This is a genomic window from Paenibacillus cisolokensis (assembly GCF_018403665.1).
GTDB lineage: Bacteria > Bacillota > Bacilli > Paenibacillales > Paenibacillaceae > Paenibacillus_AH > Paenibacillus_AH cisolokensis.
On sequence record NZ_BOVJ01000172.1, the window covers coordinates 36019 to 54883 of the forward strand.

Consider the following 18865-nt stretch of genomic DNA (forward strand, 5'->3'; position numbering starts at 1 on the left):
AAGTGTCCGTTTGTCGCAGGAAGATCGAACGAGTTTTTTTTGATTTCGTTTCGCTGGCCGACCGATTTGACGTTGCCCGGACGAATGGTGTGAATGTGGGGTGGAACGGTTGCTGCTCGTTTTGTTTAAACGCTTTTTACGCAAGACCGGTTCCGCCGGATCGGCGGGAAAGCGAAACAAGAGTACGCCGGAAGAGATCGTCAACTGCATTCAGGCAGGGGACGACAGCCTTAGAGATCAATTTATTGCTGAATATCAGCCGTATATTGCGAAAGTGACGAGCAAGTTCTGCAAACGATATATCGATCCGTCGCGCGACGACGAGTTCAGCGTCGCGCTTGCCGCGTTTAACGAGGCGATTCAACAGTACGCCAAGGATGCGGGCCGTTCATTTCTCGGTTTCGCGGAGACGGTTATACGGAGGAGGCTGATCGATCACGTACGCAAGGAACAGCGCCATGCGAATCTGGTGCCTTACAGCAGCTTTGATGCGGAGGATGAGGACCAGCAGACGCTCAATCCGATCGAAACGCAGCAGGCGCTGGAGCGGTTTCAGCTGGAGCGGGAAGCCGAGGAACGCCGTCTTGAAATCGAAGAATACAGCCGCAAGCTGGCCGAGTTCGGCATTTCGTTCGAGGAGCTGGCGGAATCTTCGCCCAAGCACGCGGATTCCCGGTTAATGTTGTTTGAGATTGGCAAGCGGCTTTGCGAGGAGAGGCCCTTGTTCGAGGCGCTGCGCAAAAAGGGACGCCTGCCCGTCAAGGAACTGGCGGCGCTGTCCGGCGTTTCGCGCAAGACAGTAGAGCGAAACCGCAAATATTTGATTGCGGTCGCGCTCATTTTTGACGGGAAATATCCTTACTTACAAGCTTATTTGCAGCCTGAACAATCGGCGGAGGGAGTAGGAACATGAGAAGCGGTATCGTAGTACAGCTTGGCAAGCGGCATCTGATTGTGATGACCCGTGATGGCGAATTCCGCAAAGTGCGCCGGACCGGGGCTTGTCAAATCGGACAGGAAATCGCCATTTCTCCCGCTTCCGCACGATCCCGCCGTCCGTTTTATGCCGCAGCTGCCGCGGCGCTGCTGCTGTTGCTTGCCTTGCCGCTCGCCTTCATCCCTCATACCTCGGCGCAGCCGATTGTCGCCTATTTGAATATGGATATCAATCCGAGTATTGAAATCGGCATCGATCGGGACGATCGGGTATGGGAATTGCGCGGTTTGAACGACAGCGGAGCCGAGGTTGTATCGAGCATCACATCTAAAGCCTATAAAGGAAAACCTGTCGAGCAAGTGGCCGCCGTCGTCATGGAGCGGGTCGCAGAGACGAGCTTTTCGCGCGCTTTCGGCGGAGAGATCGTCATTACGAGCATTGTCGTCGACGCCGACATCGCCGCCAAGTCCGGTTATGAACTGGCATTGACCGACAAAGTGAACGATGCCGTGCGCGAGTCGATACGGCGAATATTCGCGGACGAGTCGATGGAAATACAGCTCACGACGCTCCATGCGCCGAAGGAGCTGCGGGATGAAGCCCAGCAAAACGGCGTATCGGCGGGGCGAATGGCGCTGTACCTGATGGCGAAATACCAGGGCAAAGATTTGCGGATCGATGAACTGAAGACGACTTCGATTCATGATATTGCCGCGGAATGGGGCGGCGTCGAAGCGATTGTGAAAAACTCGATTCATTCCGGAACGGACGATTCGGCCAAGGAAGCGTTGAGGCTGATGCTGGAGTCGGAACATACGGCCGCAGAGGCTAATCCGGGAAGCGATACGGCCGGCGCCAAAGCGGAACACGACGGCAAGCAGCCGTCGGCCGGTATAGCCTCCGCCGCTCCCGAACCGGCGGACGCGAAGGAAGAGCTCGGCAGGAAAGAGGCACAGCCGCCGCAGAAGACAGGAGAAGCGCGACAGAACGACAAGAAGGAGAAAGACCGGAAAGAAACCGGGCGGGATGCGCAAGGGGCGAAAGCAGGAACGGCAAAGAACGGGCAGAAGCAAACGGAAAATCGCCAGCAGGATACGGATCTGCGTCAAGTCCGGCTGAAGCCGGACGAGAAAACGAACAAACATTCGAAGAATACTAGGCCGGCGCAGAATAAAAACATCCAGAATAAAGACAACGTTAACGGTAAGGTCGGCGAGAAAGCCCGGGAAGCGATGAAGGAGAAGGCCGAAGAAGCCCGCAAAAAGCCCGTGAGGCATTCAAAGAGAAGGCCGAAGAAGCCCGCAAGAAAGCCCGGGAGGCTTGTTGTGAGGGCAGGGAGCGGAAAGCAAAGGACGATGCGGAAAGAAAAGAATACTTCAGGCCGGCCGGCATTCCCCAGGATCACGATAGCCGCCGTCATTTGGATCTGGATAAGGAGAAGACAAAGGAGCGAAAGACGGATCGGGAGAACAAAGACGGCCATCATGACGAGGACAAAGACAATGAAAACCGACGATGTTAGTCGGAAATCGACAAATGACGCACCGCCCGCCGGCCATTATCTGGGAATTCGGAACGATATGCCGTCAAGGCAGATGAGAAAAGGCATGAAAACAACAATTTGCGACCTTGTTTTTGACTTCTGCTCGATTGTAAAACGCTAACAATAAAAACAAAGTTCGACAGTTTTTCCGGTTGACACCTCTTGCGCGATAATTCTATGATAGGTGTACATTAAGGATTGTCAGTTTTAATAGTATGCAGGCGATGAGAGCGGAGGCGATGAATGTATGGACATCATCCATATCAGAAAGCCAGCAGACGCAATCAAAGCCCGCCAAAAAGGGCGAGAGATTGCCAGAGCGCTTGGATTCGGACTGGTCGAACAGACCAGAATCGCATTTGCGATCTCGGAACTGTCGTTAAAGCTGATTGAACTGCCGGAACAGGGTCATTTGGTCATCAAGCCGGTTTGCAAAGGAAAGCAGGAAGCGGGGATAGAGGTTCGGTTGTATGAGCATCACAGAGGCCCGAGCAGACTCGATTCGGCATGGGCCGAACGATTAGTCGACGCTCTGGAGGTTAAGAACGATCGAATAAGGTGGACACTGACGACCGCTCGCAAATGGCTTATACCATCCCATTGCGGGGATGCGTTGATTGCCTCGTCCGTGCTTGCTGCCGGGGAGGAATGATTGATGCAAGCGATTCGTAAGCGTTATTTTCCAACGCTTGCCGAATACATACGCAGCGGCAGCGAAGCGTCGTTATACGAGGCGACGGAGCTGGGCAAGCTGCTGGACGATATCCATCCGGAAGAAATTATCGCGATTCACGAAGAATGCATGCACACGCTCGTATCCAATGTCGAATCAGAAGAAGCGTTGCAACTGTACAACCGGTCGTTTATTTTTCTTATCGAATTGATGGTCGCGTACCGTTTCCGCAACTACCCCGAGAAATCTACCGAACAAAAATACACTGAAATGCGCGAAATGCTGTTCCAATCCCACCGTTCTTTTGTCATGGTCAAAAACAAGTACGAAAATGTTCTGCAGCATATGGACAGCGGCATTGCGCTGTTTGACGGAGACGGCATCCTCTCTTTCATCAATCTGCAAATGGCCAAGCTTTTGGATATTCCCCGCAAGACGCTGGTCGGCTGCACGATACGCGAAATTCTTCTTCATCCGCAATTGAAGCGGGGAACGAAGCGGATGATTTTGCGGCTTTACAAAGAGATGTTTCTGCGACGGAGCCGTTACTATGAATTGCAGGATGCGTGCGACAGACATTTGCTCGTCACGGTCACCTACGGCGATCAACTGGACGGCGACTATCTGATCAGCGTCAAGGACGTGACGGAGTACAAGCAAATCGAACAGACCGCCTATCAGAACGACAAGCTGGCGATGCTCGGCAAGATCGCGGCGGCGATCGCCCACGAGATTCGCAATCCGCTCACCTCCATCCGCGGCTTCATCCAACTGCTTCGCCCGCATTTGCAGCAGCTCGGCAAGGAGGAATACGCCCGCATTATCGTCGCGGAAATCGATCGGGCGAACGACATTATTTATGAATTTCTCAATTCGTCCAAGCCGTCCGCTCCGATGAAGCAGGAGATTCAGGTCGATGCGCTGCTCAAGGAAGTGACGCTGCTGACCGAAAGCGAAGCGCTGATGAAAAATTGCGATATTCACGTCGAAACATACGATCAGATGAAAGTATCGATCGACGTCAAGCAAGTCAAGCAGGTGCTGCTCAATTTGCTCCGCAACGCTATGGACGCGATCGAGGACGTCAAAGGGGAAAGACGCGGCCGCATCGATCTGTCGGCGCGCAGCGAGGGACGATACGTGGAAATTAAGGTTCGCGATAACGGTAAAGGAATGGACCGGGCGACGATGAATCGGTTGTTCGATCCTTTTTTACGACGAAGGAGGCCGGGACCGGACTCGGATTATCCGTAAGCTATCGCATTATCCGCAACCACGGCGGGTCGATACGGGTCAACAGCCTTTCGGGGGAAGGGACCGAGTTCAATATTTATTTGCCAATGCTGATGTAAATGGTTAGAATCGGGGAAGAAAGCCCGATTCTTTTCGTTTCGAGGAGGTAGAAGAATGAAGTTTGAATTCCGTTTGGATTCAGCCGGTTCGGCGCAAGGGGCAACCGCGATTGTCCGGCCGGTCGCCAAATCCGAATTGCAGCGGGAGGCGGCGGAAGCCGCCGAATGGGTTCACCCGCAAATCGATGACGCGCTTCGCAATTCGTACGCCAAAGGATTGTTCAAGGCCGAGCCGGGCGAGACGGAGACGATGCCGACATTCGGACTCCTTCCGGCGGATTACGTCATCTTCGCCGGTCTGGACGATGCGGCCGACGATCTCCGCCTGACCGCGGCATCCGCGGCGAAGGCGGTCAAACGGCTGAAGGCGGATCGGGTACAGGTCGTGCTGCCTGCCAAGACCGTGGACGGCACATCCAAATGCGAGCCGTCGCAGGCGTTTCAGGCGCTGGTCGAAGGCTGGGTGCTTGGCGCATATGAGCGCCGGCCGCGCAAACGCGAGGAAGCGGCGGAGCCGGCCGAGACGACCGTCGTATTTGCCGTCGCAGGGGATGGGGAAGACGGAAAGCGGGCCGAGTTATGGAAGCAAGGGATCGAACGCGGACGGATTTTTGCGGAGGCGGTCTGCTATGCGCGCGATCTGGTCAATACGCCGGGCAATGAGCTGACGCCGGAAGGGCTGGCCGAGCAGGCCGAAGAGCTGGCGGCCCGCTACGAACTGGAATGCGAGGTGCTCGACGAATGGAGCGCGGCCGAGCAAGGCATGGGCGGATTGCTTGGCGTCGGCCAAGGAAGTGTCAACCCGCCCCGCATGATTGTGCTTCATTACGAGGGCGCGCCTGGAAATAACGAAAGATGGGGACTGGTCGGCAAAGGCATTACGTTCGATACCGGCGGCATATCGCTGAAGCGGGCCGAAGGCATGGAGAACATGATCTCGGATATGAGCGGCGCAGCCGCTGTGCTGGGCGTCATGCAAATTATTGGCGAGCTGAAGCCGGCGGTCAATGTTGTCGCCGTTATTGCCGCCGCGGAGAATATGCCGTCCGACCGGGCGCTGAAGCCGGGAGACGTCATCCGCATGATGAACGGTCTGACGGTCGAGGTGGTGAATACCGATGCGGAAGGCCGGCTTGTACTGGCCGACGGCCTGACGACGGCGATCCGCCGGGGCGCTACGCGGCTGATCGATGTCGCGACGCTGACCGGAGCGGTTACGGTAGCGCTTGGCGATGTGGCGACGGGCGCGGTATCCAACGACGAAGTTTTCCTGCAAAATATTATGCGCGCCTCGTTCCGCACCGGGGAAAAAATATGGCCGCTGCCGTCCTATCGCGAGTATCGCAAGCAGTTGAAAAGCGATGCGGCCGATCTGAAAAATACAGGCGGCCGCAAAGCGGGAACGATTACCGGAGGGCTCTTTATCGGCGAGTTCGCCGAAGAAAAGCCCTGGGTGCATCTGGATATTGCCGGTACGGCCTATCTGGACAAGAGCCGCGGCTGGGAGCCGAAAGGCGCAACCGGCGTCATGGTGCGCACGCTCGCCGAGCTTCTGACGACGGCGTCGAGTTGATGCGAAACGGCATCTCCTTCAACGGGGATGCCGTTTTTTTGGTGTGGCGCTAGTGGATAGGGACCTGCTGGTACGGCAGGTACGCTAAAGACCGCGCCGCTGGTACGCCTCGGTCGGATAGAGCCCTGCAGGTGCGCTTCGGCCGCGATGCGGGCGAATAGAAATCATGCACCGCCCGCAGAGGCGAAGCAATGCACCGTCCGCATGTCCCACTCCGGCTTACTCGCTCAAAATTTCGTCGATTTTCGCGAGCTCTTCCGCCGAGAACGACAGATTGTTCAGCGCGCCCAGATTCTCCTCAATCTGGCTGACGCGGCTTGCGCCGATCAGCGCCGAGGTGACGCGTCCGCCGCGCAGCACCCAGGCGAGGGCAAGCTGGGCGATCGACTGGCCGCGCGACTCGGCTACTTCGCGAAGCTTGCGGACTTTGGCGAGAGTCCGCTCGTTCACGTCGCTTTCACGCAGCGCCCCCGACGGCTTGGCCGCACGGGAATCGCTTGGAATGCCCTGTATATATTTGTTCGTGAGCAGCCCTTGCTGCAGCGGGCAGAACGCGATGCTGCCGACGCCGTGCTCGTCGAGCACGTCCTGCAGTCCGTCCTCGATCCAACGGTTCAGCATGGAATAGGAAGGCTGATGAATCGCAAGCGGCGTGCCTAGTTCCTTAAGAATGGAAATCGCTTGCCGCGTCTGTTCCGGATCATAGCTGGAAATGCCAATATAAAGCGCCTTTCCTTGCCGGACAATGCCGTCCAGCGCCATCATCGTCTCTTCAAGCGGCGTCTCCGGGTCGAACCGGTGGGAGTAGAAAATATCGACATAATCGAGCCCCATCCGTTTCAGGCTTTGATCGAGACTGGCGACGAGATATTTTTGGAGCCCCACTCCCCGTACGGCCCCGGCCACATGTAATAGCCCGCCTTGGTCGAAATGATCAGCTCGTCCCGATAAGGAGCGAGGTCGCTTTTCAACAGCTTGCCGAACATCTCTTCCGCGGAGCCCGGGGGCGGACCGTAGTTGTTGGCCAGATCAAAATGCGTAATGCCGCGGTCGAATGCATAGCGGATCATCTCACGGCCGTTCTCGAATGTGTCGATGCCGCCGAAATTATGCCACAGTCCGAGGGAAATGGCGGGCAGCTTCAGACCTGTCCGGCCGCAGCGGTTGTAAATCATGCTGTCGTAGCGTTTCTCGTTTGCCGAATAAACCATATCATACCTCCGGGATCTAAGAAATAGACTTTATCATGCTCTTTTTACTATAATCGAAGCGAAAGAATGACGTAAGTACTGAAATTCGGTTTCGTTAGTAAACGAAAGGGAAGTTGCTTCTGCTGTAGGCGCCGCCGGTCGATGCGGCTCTGGCGATGTCCAGCCGCGGCGTGCGGTGAGCAGCAGATAGGAAAAGGGGCTGATGATGGAGCATGTGGGACTGGTTCGCTTCGCACGGTGCGGTGACGCAGGCGCTTGCGGGCACGCTGTTCACCTGGTTCATGACGGCGGTGGGCGCCTCGCTCGTTTTTTTCACGCGCACTGTCAATGAAAGGTTTATGGACGCGATGCTCGGCTTTGCCGGCGGCGTCATGATTGCGGCCAGCTATTGGTCGCTTCTCGCTCCCGCTCTCGAGATGGGAGAAGAGGGGCCGCTGCCCGCCTGGATTCCCGCAGCGACGGGATTTATGCTGGGCGGCGTGTTTCTGTGGCTCGTCAACCGGTTTTGCCGCACGAGCATCCGAACGCGCCCGTGACGGCCGGCACTCGTACCGGGCCGCTGATGAACCGCCGCAGCACGTTGCTCGTGCTGGCGATTACGCTGCACAACATTCCCGAAGGGCTCGCGGTCGGCGTCGCCTTCGGGGCTGTAGCGGCCGATCTGAGCGGCGCCTCGCTGAGCGGCGCCCTCGCGCTGGCGCTCGGCATCGGCATTCAGAATTTCCCGGAAGGCACTGCTGTGGCGATGCCGCTTCGCCGGGAAGGAATGTCCCGCAGACGCAGCTTTTTCTACGGCCAGCTGTCGGGGATGTTCGAACCGATCGCCGCCGTTATCGGCGCGGCCGCCGTCCTGTTCATCGAGCCGCTCTTGCCTTATGCGCTCAGCTTCGCGGCGGGCGCGATGATTTTCGTCGTCGCCGAAGAAGTCATTCCGAGCTCGCAGGAGCACGGTCATAAAAGCATGGCGTCGATGAGCCTGATGACCGGATTTGCGGTTATGATGATATTGGACGTGGCGCTCGGCTGAAGCGGGGCCGACGCCTTCCGATGCCTCGCCCGGCAGGCCGGAAGCCCGGCTGAAGGGGATTTTACCGCATGAAGCTGCGATGCGGATTGTCCGCCAATGGTCTGCAAAATGTTTTGCGTTCCGGTATCATTTCAAGTATTATGAATAGATATAGCATTCATAACTTGTAACCGGAAAAGGAGCAACAGCATATGAGTTCAAAAACGAGCCATTGCAAAATCGTCGATTGCACAATCCGCGACGGCGGCCTTGTGAACAACTGGGATTTCAGCGTCGAATTCGTTCAGTATTTGTATCAATGCCTGAACGAGGCCGGCGTCGATTATATGGAGATCGGCTACAAAAACTCGCCGAAGCTGCTGAAGGGCGCCGATTCGGCCGGCCCCTGGCGGTTTCTGGACGACGGCTTTCTGCGCAAAGTCATCCCGAACAAAGGCCGGACGAAGCTGTCCGCCCTCGTCGATATCGGCCGTGTGGACGAGAACGACATTTTGCCGCGCAGCGAAAGCCTGCTTGATCTGATCCGCGTAGCCTGCTACATCCAGGATGTGGACAAGGCGCTCGAGCTTGTTCAAATCTTCCATGACCGCGGCTACGAGACGACGATCAACATTATGGCGCTGTCGAACGTCATGGAAAATCAGCTTGTCGAGGCATTCGATCTGATCCGGGAAAGCGTGGTCGATGTCGTATACATCGTCGATTCCTACGGCAGCCTGAAGCCGAACGACATCGTATATTTGGTGGACAAGTTCCGCAGCCATCTGCCGAATAAACGTCTTGGCGTGCATACGCACAACAATATGCAGCTTGCGTTCGCCAACACGCTGACGGCGGCCGAGAAAGGCGTGGAGTTGCTGGACGCCTCCGTTTACGGCATGGGCCGGGCGGCGGGCAATTGCACGACGGAGCTGCTTGTGGCGCATTTGCAAAATACGAAGTACAACGTTCGTCCCGTTCTCGATATGATCGAGAAGTATATGATTCCGCTCCGCGAGAAGGAAGAGTGGGGCTACCTTATTCCGTACATGATTACCGGCATGCTGGACGAGCATCCGCGTTCCGCCATGGCGCTCCGCGCTTCCGCAGACAAAGACAAATGCGTCGATTTCTACGACAAGCTGACGACACCCGAAGTCGCGCATTCCAAGTAAGCCATTGCCGTATAAATCGAGCCCGGGCGCTGCCCGGGCTTTCGGCTGCCGCAGGAGAGACTGCGCAGAAGTGACTGCGCAGGCGGGACTGCGCAGGCGGGACTGCGCAGAAGGGCTGCCGCAGAAGGGACACTGCCGCAGGCGGCATGAGACCGTAAGGCCGGAATCCGGCGGAATGGAGGGGGCTATGGCGTTTTCTAAAGTGTCGACCAAAAAAGTTTATGAGCTGATTGCCGAGCAGTTGAAGGACCATATTGTCGGCGGCGGCTGGAAAGCCGGCGATAAACTGCCGTCGACGAAGGAGCTGTCGGAGCAGTTTCAGGTCGGACGTTCGACGATGCGGGAAGCGCTCAGCGCGCTGAAAGCGATGGGACTCATCGAAATCCGCCACGGCGAGGGCTGCTTCGTTCGTTCGGTGGATTCGGCCGATCTTCGGCTGACGCAATTCGAATCGCTGCTGCTGAACCGTAAGACAGTGCTGGAGCTGCTGGAAGCGCGCAAGGCGCTGGAAATTTCCAACGCCGCCCTTGCCGCCGAGAAGCGGACGGCCGACGACGTCGCCGAATTCGAGAAGCTTATGGCGAACATGGAGGACGGCATCGGCGACGAGGAGCGGGGGGAAGCGGCCGACATCCGGTTCCATCGGCTGCTGGCGGAAGCGACGCACAATTCGATCATGGTGAAGCTTCTCGAATCGATCTCGTCGCAGATGGAGATGGCGATCCGGGAAACCCGGCGCATTCAGATGTACAGCAGCAAAGAGGTGTCCCTCCGGCTGTGGCGCGAGCATGCCGCCATTTTCGAAGCGGTGAAGGCGGGCGATGCGGCGGCCGCGCAGGAGCGGATGCGGGAACATCTGCATCATGTCGAGCAGGTGCTGCTCCGGTATCTGGGGGGCGACATGAAGCCGCGCGACCGATAGCGGCGGAGACGCTATTATTTTTTACGCTCCCCTCTTTCTTTTTTGATAGATGTCTGATAACCTGATAATTAAGAAGGTCACATGCTGCAAACGGCCTTTGCAGACTTTAGCGTAGACGAAAGGATGCGGACCGCATTGAAAGTTTCGATCTTCATTACTTGTCTGTCGGATCTCCTCTACCCCGAAGTGGGGGAGAGCGTCGTCCGGATTTTAAGCGATTACGGTTGTGACGTCGATTTTCCGGAAATGCAGGTCTGCTGCGGACAACCGGCGTTCAACAGCGGCTACCAGGACGAGGCGCGAGAAGTGGCGCGCGGCATCATTCGCGCCTTCGAGCACAGCGAATATGTCGTATCGCCTTCCGGCTCGTGCACGGGTATGATTCATCATTATTATCCGCATTTATTTCGGGACGATCCCGAATGGCTGGCGAAGGCGGAAGCGCTTACGGCCAAGACGTACGAATTTTCGCAATTTCTTGTCAACGTGCTCGGCGTCGTCGATCTGAAAGCGAAATTTCCGCACCGCGTCACGTATCATCCGTCCTGCCACGCCATGCGGCTGCTCGGCGTTCGGGAAGAACCGATGAAGCTCTTGCAGCATATCGAGGGCTTGAAGTATGAAGAGCTGCCCCGCAAGGAAGACTGCTGCGGCTTCGGCGGCACATTCTCGGTGAAGATGGCGGATATGTCCGAAGCGATGGTGTGCGACAAGGCCGCCTGCGTCTGCGAGACCGGGGCGGAGGTGCTGGTCGGCACCGACATGGGCTGCCTGATGAACATCGGCGGCAGGCTGAACAAGGAAGGCAAGCCGGTGCGCGTCATGCATCTGGCACAGGTGCTGGACGAAGGGAGGAACAGCCGATGAGCGGTTCGGCGGCAACCGGAACGGCGCATCCCGACGAGCGGATCGGCTCGGGGCTGAAAAGCCGGGCGAAGCGGGCGCTGGGCGATGAGTTTTTGCGCAAGGCGGTCGCCTTTACGACGGATAAGCTGAGAAAGGGAAGGCTGGATGCGGCGGATATGCTGGGCGATTGGGAAGCGTGGCGCGAGCGCGCCAGGGCGATCCGGTCGCATACGATCAGCCATTTGGATTATTACCTCGGGCAGTTTGCCGACAATGTGCAGAAGCGCGGCGGGCATGTCTATTTTGCAGTGACGGGCGCGAAGCGGTGAAGACGTTTCTGAGCATCGCCGAACGGCACAAGGCGAAGCTGGTCGCGAAAGGCAAGTCGATGGTATCCGAGGAGATTCATCTCAACCATCATCTCGAAGAGCGCGGCATCGAAGCGATCGAGACCGATCTCGGGGAATACATTTTGCAATTGGCCAGAGAAACGCCCTCGCATCTGATCATTCCGGCGATTCATAAAAACAAGTCGCAGATTGCCGCGCTGTTCGAGGAGGATGCCGGACGTCCTTTCGAGCCGGAGACGAAGGTGCTCGCGGCATATGCGCGGCAGAAGCTGCGGAATTATTTTCTGGAGGCGGACATCGGCTTGACGGGCTGCAACTTCGGCGTGGCCGAATCGGGCTCGATCACGCTCGTCTCCAATGAAGGCAACGGACGGATGGTATCGACGCTGCCGAAGGTTCATGTCGTCGTAATGGGGATGGAGCGGCTCGTCCCGACGTTCGAAGATTTGGAAGTGGTGCTCAATATGCTGGCGCGCAGCGCTACGGGTCAGAAGCTGACGACGTATACGTCGATTCTGACGGGGCCGAAGCAGGAAGGGGATCTCGACGGGCCGGAGGAGCTGCACGTCATCATTCTCGACAACGGACGCTCCAATCAGCTTGGCGATCCGATATTCCAGGAAGTGCTCAATTGCATCCGTTGCGCGGCTTGCCTGAACGTCTGTCCGGTCTACCGCCATGTCGGCGGCCATACGTACGGCACCGTCTACAGCGGTCCGATCGGCGCGGTGCTGACGCCGCTGCTGCAGCAGGACATGAAGGAAGCGGGAACGCTGGCCTACGCTTCCAGTCTGTGCGGGGCTTGCTACGAAGCGTGTCCCGTCAAAATTCCGCTGCACGACATGCTCGTCCATCTTCGCCACCGCAAAGTGAAGATGAAGCTGACGTCGCTTCCGGAGCGAATCGCATTCAAGTCCTACGCGACCATGTTCGGCAACATTACGCTGTATAAGCTGGCGACCCGGTCGGCTTACTACGCCCAGCTGCCGCTTGTGCGGGAGGGCAAGATCAAGAGCGGTCCGCCGCCGTTGTCGGGCTGGACGCAATCGCGCTTCATGCCGATGCTGCCGAAGCGTTCGTTCCGCGACCGATGGGCGGAGCTGCAGCAGGAATTGGCGCAGCGCAAGACAGACGGCGCCGCTCCGAACGGAACCCGGAAGGAGGAGAAGCGATGACGAAGCCGGGCACGATGATGGGGAAGGAAGCATTCATGCAAAATATTGCCCGCCGGCTCGGACGAAGCGAGCCGCTTCGCGAGGCGCCGGCGCGCATGCTGAAGGGCGTGCCGGAATTTTATCGCGACCGCAAGCTGCACGGGGACGAGCTGGTGGAGGAATTCAGCCGCAACTGGATGGCGCTCAGCGGCAAAGTGCTGCTTGTGAGCGAAGCCGAGGCGGCGGTGACGATCGGGGCGTATGCGCGGGAAATTTGCAAAGAGCACGGCATCGAACGCGCCGCGCGCTGGGATCACCCCGAGCTGAACAAGCTCGGACTGGACGAGACGCTGGCCGAAGACGGCATCGCCGTGCTGCCGTGGCGGCCGGACGGCGCCGAAATCGCCGGTCTTGCGGACGGCGGCGCAAATCCGGATTCGTCCGGAGCGGCGGGCAATTGGGCGCGCCGTTCCGCATTGCTGCGGGCGGCCGAGACGTGCCGGCTCGGCATCGTCTGGCCGGATGTCGCGATCGCGAACACCGCGACGCTGGCGCTGTTCAGCCATGGCGGCAAAGGCCGCTCCGTCAGTCTGCTGACGGACGCGCTGCTGGCGGTATTCCGCGCCGACCAGCTCGTTACGCGCATGGGCGAGGCTTTCGAACGTTTCAAGGCGGCGCATCCGACGTTGGAGTCGATGCCGTCATCGCTGAACCTGATTACGGGACCGAGCCGCAGCGCCGATATCGAGAACGATTTGACGATCGGCATACACGGCCCCGGCAAAGTATACGCGGTCATTATTCGCCCGTGACCCGAGCTTGCCGCAGGACAGCGGCAAAGCGGCAAGAAGAAGACGGACTGCGGCCTTGCAGGGCGCGCAGTCCGTTCGCGTTTTTGGCGGATGATTCATGCAAATCGGGCGAACCGGACAATGAACGAACCCGGGAGCGAACGCATGAAGCGGGGGATTATCAATGGATAAAGCCGTCCGGGCTGGCGGCGGGGATGCCGGAAAACTGCTGGACGCTCATCTGGACGACCCGGACGGCGACGACTCGGGCGTCTGGTATGCGGAAATATGGAGCGCGGCCGATCTGTCGCGATTGGTTGAAAGCGGGCTGTTGCTGTGATATAGTTCAATAATGAAACTGTATCATAGGTGAACGAATTGGGACAAGAGAAACAGACGGAGAGGGAGGATGTATGGACGGCAACATGCTGGAGCAGCTGATCGAGCGCTACGAAATGGCGACGTTCTCCGTCAACCGGAGCCTGCACGTCATCCTGCGCGACCGGATGCCCGCCCAGCTCACGATCGAGCAGTATGGCGTGCTCCGCTACATCGAGAGCCGGCAACTATGCCATTCGTCCGATTTGGCGGAATTTATGTGCGTCGGCAAAAGCGCCATAACGGCCATCGTGACGCGGCTCGTCGACAAAGGGCTGGTCGGCCGGAAGCCGGACGATCGCGACAGGCGAATTATCTGGCTTTATTTGACGCCGGAGGGCAAGCGGATGGTTGCGGATTGCAAAGCGGCGATCGGCCGGATGCTGGCCGGGTATATCGGGTATTTCGAGGAAAAGGAAGCGCTCGGTTTTATCGAAACGTATGAGAAGCTTGCCGCCGTCATGGCGGAGGACGAGAGGAGAAACAGGGAATGAAAACCGTCGTCAAGCTGAGATGGCTGATTCTGGCGCTGTGGATCGCCGCAGCGGCGGCATTGGCCGCCGGCGCGCCGGACATGGCGGCCCTCGTGCGGGACAAAGGGCAGATTACGTTACCGGAAGGCTATTCGTCTTCCGTGGCCGGCGAACTGCTCGCGGAATTCAAGGCGAGCGGGTCGGAAGGGGAAGGCGAGAAAGAGATATCGGCGGTTCTCGTTTTTCACCGGGATGAAGGTTTGCGCGACGAGGACTGGAAGGAGATCGAACGCGGCATCGGGCTGCTGAAGGAAGGCCGGGATACATACGGCATCACCTCGGTTCTGACTCATTTCGACAACGAGGAATTGAAGGAGCAGTTCGCGGCCGAAGACGGCCGGACGGTACTGGCGATCGTCAACGCCGCGGCGGACGGGCGGACGGCCGCCGAGTTGCGGGACGATCTGTACGAAGCGCTGGCCGGTGTGAACGTGGAGCATTATTATACGGCGGAATGGCTTATCAACGAGGATGTCATTCAGAGCTCCCAGGACGGCTTGCACAGAACCGAATGGATAACGGTCATCCTATTGCTCGTCATCTTGCTGATCGTATTCCGTTCGTTTATCGCGCCGCTCATTCCGCTGCTGACGGTGGGGATCAGCTATCTGGTATCCCAGTCGGTCGTTGCCTATCTGGTGGATTGGGTCGATTTCCCGCTGTCCAACTTTACGCAAATTTTTCTGGTGGCGGTTCTGTTCGGGATCGGCACCGATTACTGCATTCTGCTGATCAGCCGTTTCAAGGAAGAATTGTCGCACGGCCGGGACCGGACCGAAGCGATCGTCGAAACGTACCGGACGGCGGGGAAAACGGTCCTTTATGCCGGCGCCGTCGTGCTAATCGGCTTCGCCTCGATCGGGCTGTCCGCATTTTCGCTGTACCGGTCCGCCGTTGCCGTAGCGGTCGGCATTGCCGTCATGCTGCTGGCGCTCGTGACGCTTGTGCCGTTCTTTATGGCGGTGCTCGGCAAGGCGATATTCTGGCCGTCCAGAGGGAAGCTGGAGCATCGGGACAACGCGTTGTGGGGAGCGGTCGGCCGGTTCTCGCTGCGCCGGCCGCTGTGGGCGCTCGTGCTGATCGCCGTGCTGGCGGCGCCGTTCCTGGCCGCTTATCAGGGACTGACCTCCTTTAATTCGCTGGAGGAAATCGGCGATAAATACAATTCGGTCAAAGCGTTCAACGCGATCGCGGACAGCTTCGGCCCCGGGGAATCGATGCCCGCCGAGGTGGTCGTGAAAGCGAAGGTGCCGCTCGACACGCAGCAGGGAATGGCGGCGATCGAACGCGTCAGCCGGGAGCTGATGCAAGTTGACGGGGTGAGCGCGGTGCGCAGCGCCGCCCGGCCGACCGGAAGCGCGCCGGACGATTTCCGCGTCGCGAACCAGATGGAGACGGTCGGCAGCGGGCTCAGCGAAGGCGAGGAAGCGCTCGGACAAATTGGCGAAGGCTTGAGCGAAGCGAGCCGGGCGCTCGGCGAGAATGCGCCGAAGCTGGAGGAAGCGGCAGGCGGCGTGTCGCAGCTGATTGCAGGAACGAATGAATTGAAGCAAGGCGTCGTGCAGCTCGGGGATGCGCTCAAGGCGATCGAGAGCGGACTGAAGGACGGCAGCAAAGGCGCGTCGGAGCTGGCCGCCGGCATGAAGCAGGCGCAGGACAGCGCCGAACAGCTGGCCGCAGGAGCGGCCGAGCTGCAGCGCAGCTACGAGCAGCTCGGCGGCGGACTGCAGCAGCTTAAGCGGGCATACGGCGAAGCGGCGAAGCAGGCTGCCGGACTATCGGACGGCCTGGCCCGGGTCGGACAGGGGCTCAGCGGTCTCGCCCGGAAATATCCCGATCTGCAATCGGACGAAGATTTTATTGCGCTGCAGGGCGCCGTATCCGAGCTCGAGCAGGGCGCTTCGCGTCTCGGCGACGGTCTTGCGCAGCTGAACGAGCAGTTGTCCGGCATTGCGTCCGGGCTGAATCAGGCCAATGCCGGATTCCGTCAGGCGTCCGCCGGCCAGGCGGAACTGGCGAAGGGACTGCGGGCACTGACCGCCGGCATCGGCGAGCTGCAGCGGGGGATCGCCCGGGCGGCTGCCGGCCAAGGGCGAATCGTCGGCGAAATGACATCGATGACGAACGGCTTCGATCAAATGATCGAGGGGCAGAAAGAGCTGCAAGACGGTTTTGTCGAGCTGAACGGCCAGCTTGAGGAGCTGACGAAAGGACTGACGCAAAGCGCTGACGGACTGCTGCAAATTAAAGGCGGGTTGTCGGAGGCGGGAAGTTATTTGAACGGTCTGGCCGGGGAGCGCGACAACGATCTGAGCGGATGGTATTTGCCGGACGAAGCGCTTCAATCGGAACAGTTCCGGACGATACTCGATACGTATATGTCCGCCGATCGCACGATGACGACCTTCCAGGTCGTGCTGGACGGCAACCCGTACGATGAACGGATGCTCGGTACGATCGATCTGGTGAAGGAGGCCGTAAAACGCGGCATCAAGGATACGCCGCTGGAAGGCGCGGAAATTGCGGTCGGGGGCGTATCGAGCATGAACAACGACCTCAGCCATGTATCCGGAGAAGACTACTCGCGGACGGTCGTGGTCGTTATTGCGGCGATTTCGCTCATTCTCATTTTGCTGTTCCGTTCTGTCGTCATTCCGATCTATGTCATGCTGTCGCTGCTGCTGACGTTTTCACGTCGATGGCGGTGACGGAAGCGATTTTCGTCCATCTGCTCGGATACAGCGGCATCAGTTGGGCGGTTCCGTTCTTCGGCTTCGTGATGCTGATGGCGCTCGGCGTCGACTACAGCATTTTCTTGATGGGCCGGTTTAAGGAATACCGGCACTTGCCGCCCGGAGAAGCGATTTTGACTGCCATGAAGAAGATGGGGGGCGTCATTATTTCCGCCGCTGTCATCCTTGGAGGAACGTTCGCGGCGATGCTTCCTTCCGGCGTGCTGTCGCTGCTGCAAATCGCCACGATCGTTCTCGTCGGCCTGTTCCTGTACGCGCTCGTCATGCTGCCGCTCTTCATTCCGGTCATGGTGCGCACGTTCGGCGAGGCGAACTGGTGGCCGTTCATGAGAAGCGGCGAACGGCTGGCCGACGAAAGCCCGGCCGCTTCCGGACGGACCGTGCAGGACGTCTGAGCGAGGGACATTCCGCCCGGCGGAAGCGGCAAAGCATAAAGCAGAAAGCAGAAAGCAGAAAGCGCCCGATCCGCATGCAAGCGAATCGGGCGCTTGTTTCACCTGCCGGCCGCAGTCCGGCCCGTCCGGCGAACGCTGTCTTATGAGCCGTTATCTCGGTTTGACGATGTCGTTCGCGGCGATGCCGAGAAATTCGAACGCTTCGCGGAGCATCACGCTATCGTCGTCGTTCCAGAAGCTTTGGCTCACCCGGGCAATTTCCGAATTGCGGGAGATGCGGTCCATCTGCATTTTCATAATGGCGCCGCTGCACAGCACCGCGACCTTGGAAACGAGCGGAAATACGGTGCGCTGCGCATCTTCCCATATGTCGTTCACTTCGGGCGAAAATACGATCGCCCGGCCGTTGCGGATCATAAAGCGGTTGTCCACGAGCAGCTTCGGTTTGACGGGGGCGAATCCTTTCACCGAGCGGACGATAATGTCGGCCGCTTCGGTCGCTTCTTCCGTCGTCAGGCTGTCGAGCACTTGCCAGGCGAATACTTCGTTTGCTTTGTCGATGTGATGAATAAATTTCTGTCTGAGATTTGATGCCATAATGCCAGCTTGCTCCTCCTTATTCGAACCAGGAGGCGAGCATTTTGTCCAATGTGTCGCACGTATATTTGACAAGATGCTTCGCTTCCCGCAACTCCTTGTCGGTCATGCCTCCGATGAGATGGTAGACGTCGCTGTGCTCTTCATCGGCTTCGCAGTGAATCGCCCAATATTCCAGGTTGTCGAAACCGATTTCCTTCAGGATGCCGTAAGCGTGCAGGTATACGGCGTGGGCGAAGCCTTCGCTCGTGCTGTTGATAATGAGCAGCGACATCTGCTCGCTCATCGAAGCGACGGCACGATATTGAAGGGAAATAAAATGCTCCGTTTCATAATTCGGCAGCGATCGCTCGGGATCCTCCAGGCCGATGCCGATCATCCATTTGCGCAGCATCTCGGCGTGGTCTTTCTCTTCCTCGTAATGGGTGGAGAACACATCGTGCCCGACATCCGGAAACCGTTCCCAGCGAAGCTTCAGCAGCTCGCCAAAATGTTTCGACAGATGATACAGATGTCTGCACCACTTGAAATGCTCGGCCTTCGCTTCCTTTGGAAACTGGCGGAAAAAAGGGTTTTCCTTCTTCACTCTTGCCAGCTCGCTGTCGATGATTTCCTTGATGCTCTCGACAACTTCAGCAGCATTGGACGTCATTTCATCACTCCTCGTATAGTATGT

At 58.2% G+C, this 18865-nt stretch carries 16 protein-coding genes and 3 pseudogenes; 16 read left to right on the plus strand and 3 right to left on the minus strand.

The features are described from left to right. Nucleotides 1–100: 100 nt before the first annotated feature. From sigI to PACILC2_RS21900, 5 genes and pseudogenes are all read left to right on the plus strand, one after another. Nucleotides 101–913, plus strand: a complete 813-nt coding sequence (sigI, locus tag PACILC2_RS21880; RefSeq protein WP_307860676.1) for an RNA polymerase sigma factor SigI — start codon at nucleotides 101–103, stop codon at nucleotides 911–913. Next, a complete protein-coding gene (locus PACILC2_RS21885) occupies nucleotides 910–2601 on the plus strand; it encodes an anti-sigma factor domain-containing protein (RefSeq protein WP_213530824.1) in 1692 nt (563 codons plus the stop codon). The genes sigI and PACILC2_RS21885 overlap by 4 nt, the downstream gene beginning before the upstream one ends. 126 nt (nucleotides 2602–2727) lie before the next feature. Further along, nucleotides 2728–3132 carry an ATP-binding protein gene (locus PACILC2_RS21890; protein WP_062494931.1) on the plus strand — a complete coding sequence of 135 codons (405 nt, stop codon included), beginning with the start codon at nucleotides 2728–2730 and terminating at the stop codon, nucleotides 3130–3132. Between the two features lie 3 nt (nucleotides 3133–3135). Next, nucleotides 3136–4505 (plus strand): annotated as a pseudogene (locus tag PACILC2_RS21895) (ATP-binding protein). Nucleotides 4506–4560: 55 nt separating this feature from the next. Continuing rightward, a complete protein-coding gene (locus PACILC2_RS21900; RefSeq protein WP_213530826.1) occupies nucleotides 4561–6078 on the plus strand; it encodes a leucyl aminopeptidase in 1518 nt (505 codons plus the stop codon). 219 nt (nucleotides 6079–6297) lie between these two features. On the opposite strand, the pseudogene mgrA reads toward PACILC2_RS21900, so the two are convergent. Beyond that, nucleotides 6298–7289, minus strand: a pseudogene (mgrA, locus tag PACILC2_RS21905) (L-glyceraldehyde 3-phosphate reductase). A 212-nt stretch (nucleotides 7290–7501) separates the two neighbouring features. Between mgrA and PACILC2_RS21910 the strand changes: the two are divergent. From PACILC2_RS21910 to PACILC2_RS28940, 11 genes and pseudogenes are all read left to right on the plus strand, one after another. Beyond that, a pseudogene (locus PACILC2_RS21910) lies at nucleotides 7502–8316 on the plus strand (ZIP family metal transporter). Between the two features lie 191 nt (nucleotides 8317–8507). Continuing rightward, a complete protein-coding gene (locus PACILC2_RS21915; RefSeq protein WP_213530828.1) occupies nucleotides 8508–9470 on the plus strand; it encodes an aldolase catalytic domain-containing protein in 963 nt (320 codons plus the stop codon). A gap of 187 nt (nucleotides 9471–9657) precedes the next feature. Next, a complete protein-coding gene (locus PACILC2_RS21920) occupies nucleotides 9658–10392 on the plus strand; it encodes a FadR/GntR family transcriptional regulator (RefSeq protein WP_213530843.1) in 735 nt (244 codons plus the stop codon). Between the two features lie 135 nt (nucleotides 10393–10527). Then, nucleotides 10528–11259 (plus strand): (Fe-S)-binding protein, encoded by a 732-nt coding sequence (locus PACILC2_RS21925; RefSeq protein ID WP_062497144.1) that lies wholly within the window; start codon nucleotides 10528–10530, stop codon nucleotides 11257–11259. After that, nucleotides 11256–11567, plus strand: a complete 312-nt coding sequence (locus PACILC2_RS28935; protein ID WP_307860677.1) for a hypothetical protein — start codon at nucleotides 11256–11258, stop codon at nucleotides 11565–11567. The genes PACILC2_RS21925 and PACILC2_RS28935 overlap by 4 nt, the downstream gene beginning before the upstream one ends. Beyond that, a complete protein-coding gene (locus tag PACILC2_RS21930; protein WP_307860678.1) occupies nucleotides 11564–12763 on the plus strand; it encodes a LutB/LldF family L-lactate oxidation iron-sulfur protein in 1200 nt (399 codons plus the stop codon). Before PACILC2_RS28935 ends, PACILC2_RS21930 begins: the two co-directional genes overlap by 4 nt. Next, complete coding sequence (locus tag PACILC2_RS21935; RefSeq protein ID WP_244863728.1) at nucleotides 12760–13554, plus strand: LutC/YkgG family protein; 795 nt, start codon at nucleotides 12760–12762, stop codon at nucleotides 13552–13554. Before PACILC2_RS21930 ends, PACILC2_RS21935 begins: the two co-directional genes overlap by 4 nt. Before the next feature lie 163 nt (nucleotides 13555–13717). Continuing rightward, nucleotides 13718–13873, plus strand: a complete 156-nt coding sequence (locus tag PACILC2_RS21940) for a hypothetical protein (RefSeq protein ID WP_213530830.1) — start codon at nucleotides 13718–13720, stop codon at nucleotides 13871–13873. Nucleotides 13874–13946: 73 nt separating this feature from the next. Beyond that, nucleotides 13947–14405 (plus strand): MarR family transcriptional regulator, encoded by a 459-nt coding sequence (locus PACILC2_RS21945; RefSeq protein ID WP_213530832.1) that lies wholly within the window; start codon nucleotides 13947–13949, stop codon nucleotides 14403–14405. After that, nucleotides 14402–17152: an MMPL family transporter gene (locus PACILC2_RS21950; RefSeq protein ID WP_307860679.1), complete on the plus strand. Its 2751-nt coding sequence runs from the start codon at nucleotides 14402–14404 to the stop codon at nucleotides 17150–17152. The genes PACILC2_RS21945 and PACILC2_RS21950 overlap by 4 nt, the downstream gene beginning before the upstream one ends. After that, nucleotides 17143–17592: an MMPL family transporter gene (locus PACILC2_RS28940; protein ID WP_307860680.1), complete on the plus strand. Its 450-nt coding sequence runs from the start codon at nucleotides 17143–17145 to the stop codon at nucleotides 17590–17592. The genes PACILC2_RS21950 and PACILC2_RS28940 overlap by 10 nt, the downstream gene beginning before the upstream one ends. 150 nt (nucleotides 17593–17742) lie before the next feature. Here PACILC2_RS28940 and PACILC2_RS21955 read toward each other — a convergent pair whose 3' ends face one another. Further along, the gene (locus tag PACILC2_RS21955; RefSeq protein WP_213530834.1) at nucleotides 17743–18189 is read right to left on the minus strand and encodes a hypothetical protein; all 447 of its coding nucleotides are present in this window, start codon (nucleotides 18187–18189) and stop codon (nucleotides 17743–17745) included. A gap of 19 nt (nucleotides 18190–18208) precedes the next feature. Continuing rightward, nucleotides 18209–18841 carry an iron-containing redox enzyme family protein gene (locus PACILC2_RS21960; protein ID WP_062494910.1) on the minus strand — a complete coding sequence of 211 codons (633 nt, stop codon included), beginning with the start codon at nucleotides 18839–18841 and terminating at the stop codon, nucleotides 18209–18211. Nucleotides 18842–18865 lie beyond the last annotated feature (24 nt).